The sequence below is a fragment of the Oleiphilus sp. HI0066 genome (assembly GCF_001635725.1).
The window spans coordinates 1-829 of sequence record NZ_LWFH01001393.1; the positions used below are offsets into that span (position 1 = coordinate 1).

Annotated in this window: 1 protein-coding gene; it reads right to left on the minus strand. The window is 46.9% G+C overall.

What is annotated here, in order from left to right; genetic code table 11:
• A partial coding sequence (locus A3738_RS20995; RefSeq protein WP_304440123.1) for a PLP-dependent cysteine synthase family protein occupies positions 1-785 on the minus strand: 785 nt, incomplete at its 3' end.
• Positions 786-829: the final 44 nt, after the last annotated feature.

Consider the following 829-nt stretch of genomic DNA (forward strand, 5'->3'; position numbering starts at 1 on the left):
TCGACATAACGTTCGCCCCGATCACACAGCATTGTAACGATTGAGCCACTTTTATTCTCTTTTTTCATCTGCACAGCTAACTGAAATGCCGCAAACATGTTTGTACCTGTGGAACCGCCTACTCTAATTCCAAGTAAGTCGCTCACGAATTGCATGCACGCAAAGGCCGAAGCGTCTGGCACTTTTATCATCTTATCAATAACACTTGGAACAAAAGACGGCTCCACACGAGGCCGTCCAATGCCTTCAACTGCAGATGGACAGGAACACGTGAGAGAAGAATCTCCGCTCATAAAGCTGTCGTAAAACACTGAATGACTCGGATCTGCGACACATAACTGAGTCGACGCTCCGCGGTATTTGATGTAGCGTCCAATAGTCGCTGACGTACCACCAGTTCCCGCACTGACCACAATCCAACTAGGCTCAGGGTATCGCTCTCTTCGCATCTGATTGAAAATAGAGTCAGCGACATTGTTATTACCTCGCCAGTCTGTGGCGCGTTCAGCATAGGTAAACTGGTCCATATAGTGACCACCTAACTCCTTAGCTAAACGTTCTGCCTCACCGTAAATATCACCGCCCTTGACTAGGTGACATTGACCGCCATAAAACTCGATTTGCTGCTGCTTTTGTTTAGAAGTCGTTTCGGGCATCACTGCGATAAATTTCAAACCAAGTAAGCGAGCAAAATACGCTTCAGACACAGCGGTGCTTCCTGAGGACGCCTCTATTACAGCGGTATTTTCATGCACATAGCCATTACAGAGCGCATAAAGAAACAAAGAGCGTGCAAGCCGATGTTTTAATGATCCAGTAGGATGTGTTG